Below are 5,683 nucleotides of genomic sequence, written 5' to 3'. Positions count from 1 at the left end.
CGACCGGCGCCGTCACCGACGGGCGTCTGGACGCCCTGGCCGAGGCGGCCGTGCGGACGGGGACGCTGGTACTGGCCGGTGCGGCGGTCCGGCGTGCCGACGGCCGCCTCGCCAACGGCCTGCTGGAGTTCACCCCGTCCGGCTCGGTCCGTCTCGGCTACACGAAGCAGCACCTCTGGCACGCGGACGAGGCCAGGATCTTCACCGCCGGCACGGGCGGGGACGGGTTCTGGGAGGTCGACGGCTGGCGGCTCGGCGGAGCCGTCTGCTACGACATGTCCTTCGCCGCGCACGCCGGAGCCGCGGCCCTCTCCGGTGCGCACGTCTACGTGTGCGCCAGCGCGTTCGTCGTGGGAGCCGAGCGCCGGGCCGCTGTGTACATGCCTGCCCGCGCGCTGGAGAACACCTTCTACAGCGTCTTCGCCAACGCGATCGGCGGCCCGGCCAATCGCCGGGCGGGAGGGGCGAGCGCCGTCTACGCCCCGGACGGCGCCCTGGTCGGCATCGCGCGGACGGACCGCGCCCAGGTTCTGGTCGGCGAACTGGAACCCGGCCGGATCACGTCCGTGCGCACGCTGCTGCGCATGCTCGCGGAGCGCGCGGAAGCCGCGCGCTCCGTGAGCAGGAGGGCGGTGCCGGCTGCGTCGGGCGGCCGTCGGTGACTCGCCCGGCAGCCGGCGCCCGCCGCCCGGTCAGCCCGCGGCGAGGAGCTCGAGCGTGTCGATCACGCGGTTCGAGAAGCCCCACTCGTTGTCGTACCAGGCGACCACCTTGACGTGGCGGCCGTCGACGCGGGTGAGGGCCGAGTCGAAGATCGACGAGGCCGGGTTGCCCGTGATGTCGGAGGACACCAGCGGGTCGTCCGAGTACTCCAGGACGCCGGCGAGCGGTCCCTCGGCGGCGGCGCGGTACGCGGCCAGGATCTCGTCCCGGGTCACGTCGCGGGCGACGGTCGTGTTGAGCTCGACGATCGAGCCCACCGGCACCGGCACGCGGATCGAGTCGCCGGACAGCTTGCCGTCGAGGTTCGGCAGCACCAGGCCGATCGCCTTGGCCGCGCCGGTCGTGGTCGGCACGATGTTGACGCCGGCGGCGCGGGCCCGGCGGGGGTCGCGGTGCGGGCCGTCCTGCAGGTTCTGCTCCTGCGTGTAGGCGTGCACCGTCGTCATGAACCCGTGCTCGATGCCGGCGAGTTCGTCGAGGACGGCGGCCAGCGGCGCGAGCGCGTTGGTGGTGCAGGAGGCGTTCGAGACGATGGTGTGCACCGCCGGGTCGTAGGCGTCGGTGTTCACCCCGAACGCCAGCGTGACGTCCGCGCCGTCGGCGGGCGCGCTGACGAGCACCTTCTTCGCACCCGCGTCGAGGTGGGCGCCGGCGGCCTTGGCCGAGGTGAAGCGGCCGGTGGCCTCCAGGACGATGTCGACGCCGAGTTCCGCCCACGGCAGCTGCGCCGGCTCGCGCTCGGCCAGCACCTTGATCCGGCGGCCGTCGACCACGAGGACGTCACCGTCGACGGTCACCGGGCGTCCGAGCCGGCCGGAGGTGCTGTCGTAGGCGAGCAGCCGGGCGAGCGCGGTGGGCTCCGTCAGGTCGTTGACGGCGACGATCTCGAGCGCGCTGTCACGCTCGAGCAGCGCGCGCAGCACGTTGCGTCCGATGCGGCCGAATCCGTTGATGGCGATGCGAGTCATGGGTGATGTCCTTCCTTTCACCATCAGTCTCGCCAGCCGCCCGGGCCGCTGACAGTGGCGAGATCGCCACAGTTCGAAAGGATCGTGCCACCGGTCGCCCGCCCCGTCGCTCGCCCGTCGCCCGCCCCGTCGCTCGCCCGGTCACTCCCCCAGGGTGAAGGTGCGCCGGTACTCGCTCGGCGTGGTGCCGAGGATGCGCTGGAAGTGCAGACGCAGGTTGGCGCCGGTGCCCAGACCGACGTCGGCGGCGATCTGTTCGACGCTGCGCTGCGACCGCTCGAGCAGTTCGCGGGCCAGGTCGATCCTGGCGCGCATCACCCACTGCATCGGCGTGTAGCCGGTCTCCTCGACGAAACGCCGGGAGAAGGTGCGCGGCGAGACCTCGGCCTGCCGCGCCAGGACGTCCAGCGTGAGGGGTTCGCCCAGCCGGTGCAGCGCCCACTCCCGGGTGGCGCCGAAGCGCTCCCCCTTGGGCTCGGGCACGCTGCGCGGCACGTACTGGCCCTGTCCGCCGCTGCGGTAGGGGGCCGCGACCAGGCGGCGGGCCGCGTGGTTGGACGCGGCCACCCCGAGGTCGCCGCGCAGGATGTGCAGGCACAGGTCGATGCCGGAGGCGGCGCCGGCGGAGGTGAGCACGCTGCCCTCGTCGACGAAGAGCACGTTCTCGTCGACCTGGACCAGCGGGTGCCTGGTCTGGAGCGCCCGCGCGTAGTGCCAGTGGGTCGTGGCGCGCCTGCCGTCGAGCAGGCCCGTGGCGGCGAGGGCGAAGGCGCCGGTGGAGATGGCGGCGAGCCGCGCGCCCCGGGCGTGGGCGGCGATCAGCGCGTCGACGACGGCCCGCGGCGGGTCCTCGCGGTCCGGGAACCGGTAGCCGGGGACGAAGACGATGTCGGCCCACCCGAGCGCCTCCAGCCCGTGGGCGACGTCGTACGCCAGGCCGTCGCCGCCGGTCACGCGGCCGGGCGCCGCCCCGCACACCCGTACCTCGTAGGGCATGCTCGCGCGGGTCGTGAAGACCTGCGCGGGGATGCCGACGTCGAGCGGCTTGGCGCCCTCGAGCACGAGCACGGCGACACGGTGGAGTCGGGAGGCTGGCATGCGACGAGGCTACGTGCGCCCTGCTCCCGCCCCGCCGCGCCCTCCCCCCGACGCGCTCACCGGGTCGTCAGGAACCGCTCGACGGACGTGGCCAGCGCGACGGGCGTCTCGTCGATCGCGTAGTGGCCCGCGTTGGACAGCACCTCCACCTCGCAGCGCGGATACCACTGCCGGAAGGTGGCCTCCATGACGTCCGCGCCCAGCGCGGGGTCGTGCTCGCCGACGATCACCTTCACCTCGACCGGGTTGCCCTCGATCTCGGTGTGGAAGTCCGTCCTCGCCCACGCCTGGAGGAAGCCCGCGACGGCGGCGGGCGTGGAGTGACGCCGGGAATGGGCGACGACGGCGTCCAGCCATACCCCGCTCAGCCGGTTGCCCGTGGTCATGTCGACGATGACCCGCCGGTTGGCGGGCTCGTCGGCCGCGCCGGAGAAGAGCGCCCAGGCCTGGTCGTCGAAGGGGACCCCACTGGCCGGCACCGGGGAGATGCCGACCATCGCGCGGACCCGGTGCGGCGCGTCGGCCAGCACCCGCTGCATGACCGCGCCACCCATCGAATGCCCGACGAGCGAGAACCGCTCCAGGCCGAGGCGGTCGGCCAGCGCGAGGACGTCCGCCGCTGCTTCCTTCAGCGTGTGGTCACCGGTCTCGTGCAGACGCGACCCGTAGCCGCGGTAGTCGGGGAACACGTACCGGAACTCGGCGCCGTCGAGATGCGGATGGACCGTCCGCCAGGCCGCCGCCGAACCGAACCAGCCGTGCAACGCGATGACCGCGTGCGGTCCCTCGCCGTATTCCTCGTGTCCCACGCCGTGTGTCCCTTCCCCGACCGGTTCCCGGTGACCGGTGACCGATGGCTGACTGCGCCGATACGGCCCCCATTGTCCGGTCCTGCCCCCCGGAAGAGAAGAGCCTCACCGGGCGCGGGGCGGGAAGGTCGGTCGGTTCCTGCTTTCCTACTGGTAGACCTTGCCCTCCTGGGGGGAGCCCTCGTACTTCGCCTGGGCCTTCGCCAGCGCGTCGGTCGCGGAAAGCCCTTCCTTCTCCATCAGTTCCTTCTGCATGCGTGCCTTGAGGGTGCCGCTGCCCTCGACGGCCGCGGACACGGACCACGGTGTCCGGCAGGCGTAGATCAGCAGCGACTTGTACCTGCTGAACGCCGGCGCGTTCTCGATGATGACGGGCAGCGGCGGCGTCTCGGCCTTCCTCGCTTCGGCGAACTCGTCGGCGACCTTGCCGGACCACTGGAAGTCCAGCAGGACCGCCACGTCGCAGTGGTCGACCAGCCCGGTCACGCGGTCGATCTCCAGCGAGAGTTCGGTGGCGTGGTGGGGCTGGACGTACTCACCCGGTGCCTCGGTGGTGGGTTCCCACCCGGCGTTCGCGAGGGCTTCAGGGAGTGACGCGAAGACTTCGGCGTTGGCCCCGATCCGGTTCAGGCTCTGCTCCCCCTGAACGGCGAAGCCGTACTGCCGTGGCGTGCTGATGGTGATGGGATGTTTGTCCTCGTAGCCGTGCGAGAACCACGCCAGCATGTCGGGGTGCTTGGGGGCGGAGGCGCTCTTGAGCATCGCGACGGTTCCCCGGCCCAGGCCCTCGATGTCGAAGGTCCGTGTCTCCAGCCTGGGCATGTCGGGCTGCCGTTCGCGCCAGACGCGGTCGGCGTCGGAGACGGTGCCCCCGGCCCGCTCCTGGTACTGCTCCATGGACTCCGGGGCGCCGCTCTGCTGCGCCGGCGACGCGGGGACGCCGATCTCCGCGTCCATGGCGGCCCTGGTCACGCCGTTGTCGCGCAGCTGCTGCAGGGCCTGTTCCTCCGACAGGCCCCTCAACCGCGTAGGCACGTTGCCATTGAGACCGAGGAGCTTCTGCCACACCCAGTTCTTCTGTGCGAGGTTCAGCTGAGGTCCTTCTCCGGCCCACGCCGGATAGAGGGTGCGCGAGGTCTTCGCCACCCGCTGCACGACGCCGGCCTGGCTCGGGGATGGCACCGGCGAGGGGCTGTGGTGGGGAGCCACGGAACGCTGCACGCCCTTCGTCTGCCGTCCCAGCTCGGATGCCGTGTTCTCGGCGTCCCGTTCCAGGGCGTCGGTGGGGTGGCTGACGCCCGTGGGCACCCCTCCGGCACGCTGCTGGCGGACGTGCTGCAACTCGTGTCGCACCGTGTGGTCGTCCATGTCGGCCGCGGTACGGAACACGATCCGGTTGGTCTTCGTGGTGTAGGCCTTGGCCCCCAGGGCGTCGGCCGATCCACGGTCGACGTGGACACGGACGTCGCTGAAGTCCTCGCCGCCGAAATCGCCTTCCATCTTGCGCTGGAGGTCCGCCCGCAGTGGGCTGCCCGAGGTCCGTGTCACGGCGTCCGCCTGGGCCATCGCGTCGTCCTCCACCGCCCCGTCCTCGGCGAGTCGCTGAGTGGCGGTGGTGGCGGCGTGGCCGCAGTGCGCGTCGTGCTGATGGCGTTCCTGTTCCATCAGACGGACGACCGCGGCGTTGCCGATGGTCCGCTGGAGGGAGCGCGCGGCCTCGGGAGACATCCGGCCGGTACGCCCGGGGGCGGCAGGCCCCGGGCCGAAGAGAGCCGGGGCCTGGCCGGCCTGCCGAGGAAGCACCCGCTTGTCGTTGCCCGGCTCGGCGAGGCGCTGCTCTCTGTCGGCACGCATGGCCGCTTCCTCTCGTTCAGGCACACACAGATCAACGACCCATGCTGCCGCGCCGCCCGGCCGGGAGGAAGGGGAAAGAGGGCAGGGTCGGAGGAACGAAGACTGCCCGAACGTACCCACTGCTCATCGAAGCCCTGGGCCGTGACCCCGGAGTGTGCCGGGGTGGGCCGTCCCGCGCGGGTCAGCGGTGGGGGGCGGGTCGCCGCGGGCCGTTCCCCAGCAGCGCGAAGG

General features: G+C 72.3%; 5 protein-coding genes. 1 reads left to right on the top strand and 4 read right to left on the bottom strand.

Annotation, left to right across the window (positions count from 1 at the left end):
• Positions 1 to 662, top strand: a 662-nt coding sequence (locus tag HW445_RS16650) for a carbon-nitrogen hydrolase family protein (RefSeq protein ID WP_180221807.1), incomplete at its 5' end; no start/stop codon positions are given.
• 30 nt (positions 663 to 692) lie between these two features.
• On the opposite strand, the gene gap is transcribed toward HW445_RS16650, so the two are convergent.
• The 4 genes from gap to HW445_RS16630 all read right to left on the bottom strand — a co-directional run bounded on the left by gap (position 693) and on the right by HW445_RS16630 (position 5,452).
• Complete coding sequence (gene gap / locus HW445_RS16645) at positions 693 to 1,691, bottom strand: type I glyceraldehyde-3-phosphate dehydrogenase (RefSeq protein ID WP_180221806.1); 999 nt, start codon at positions 1,689 to 1,691, stop codon at positions 693 to 695.
• Between the two features lie 141 nt (positions 1,692 to 1,832).
• Positions 1,833 to 2,789 carry a GlxA family transcriptional regulator gene (locus HW445_RS16640; protein ID WP_180221805.1) on the bottom strand — a complete coding sequence of 319 codons (957 nt, stop codon included), beginning with the start codon at positions 2,787 to 2,789 and terminating at the stop codon, positions 1,833 to 1,835.
• A 56-nt stretch (positions 2,790 to 2,845) separates the two neighbouring features.
• Complete coding sequence (locus HW445_RS16635; RefSeq protein WP_180221804.1) at positions 2,846 to 3,598, bottom strand: alpha/beta fold hydrolase; 753 nt, start codon at positions 3,596 to 3,598, stop codon at positions 2,846 to 2,848.
• 147 nt (positions 3,599 to 3,745) lie between these two features.
• Positions 3,746 to 5,452 carry a DUF4157 domain-containing protein gene (locus tag HW445_RS16630; RefSeq protein WP_180221803.1) on the bottom strand — a complete coding sequence of 569 codons (1,707 nt, stop codon included), beginning with the start codon at positions 5,450 to 5,452 and terminating at the stop codon, positions 3,746 to 3,748.
• Positions 5,453 to 5,683 lie beyond the last annotated feature (231 nt).

This window comes from Streptomyces sp. UH6 (assembly GCF_013421635.1).
GTDB lineage: Bacteria > Actinomycetota > Actinomycetes > Streptomycetales > Streptomycetaceae > Streptomyces > Streptomyces abyssomicinicus.
This window is presented reverse-complemented; position numbering and strand designations above follow the sequence as displayed.

What these genes read in the sequence shown, in the direction of transcription:
- HW445_RS16630 (WP_180221803.1), bottom strand. Translation starts at nt 5,452, where the DNA reads ATGCGTGCCGACAGAGAGCAGCGCCTCGCCGAGCCGGGCAACGACAAG.
- gap (WP_180221806.1), bottom strand. Translation starts at nt 1,691, where the DNA reads ATGACTCGCATCGCCATCAACGGATTCGGCCGCATCGGACGCAACGTG.
- HW445_RS16640 (WP_180221805.1), bottom strand. Translation starts at nt 2,789, where the DNA reads ATGCCAGCCTCCCGACTCCACCGTGTCGCCGTGCTCGTGCTCGAGGGC.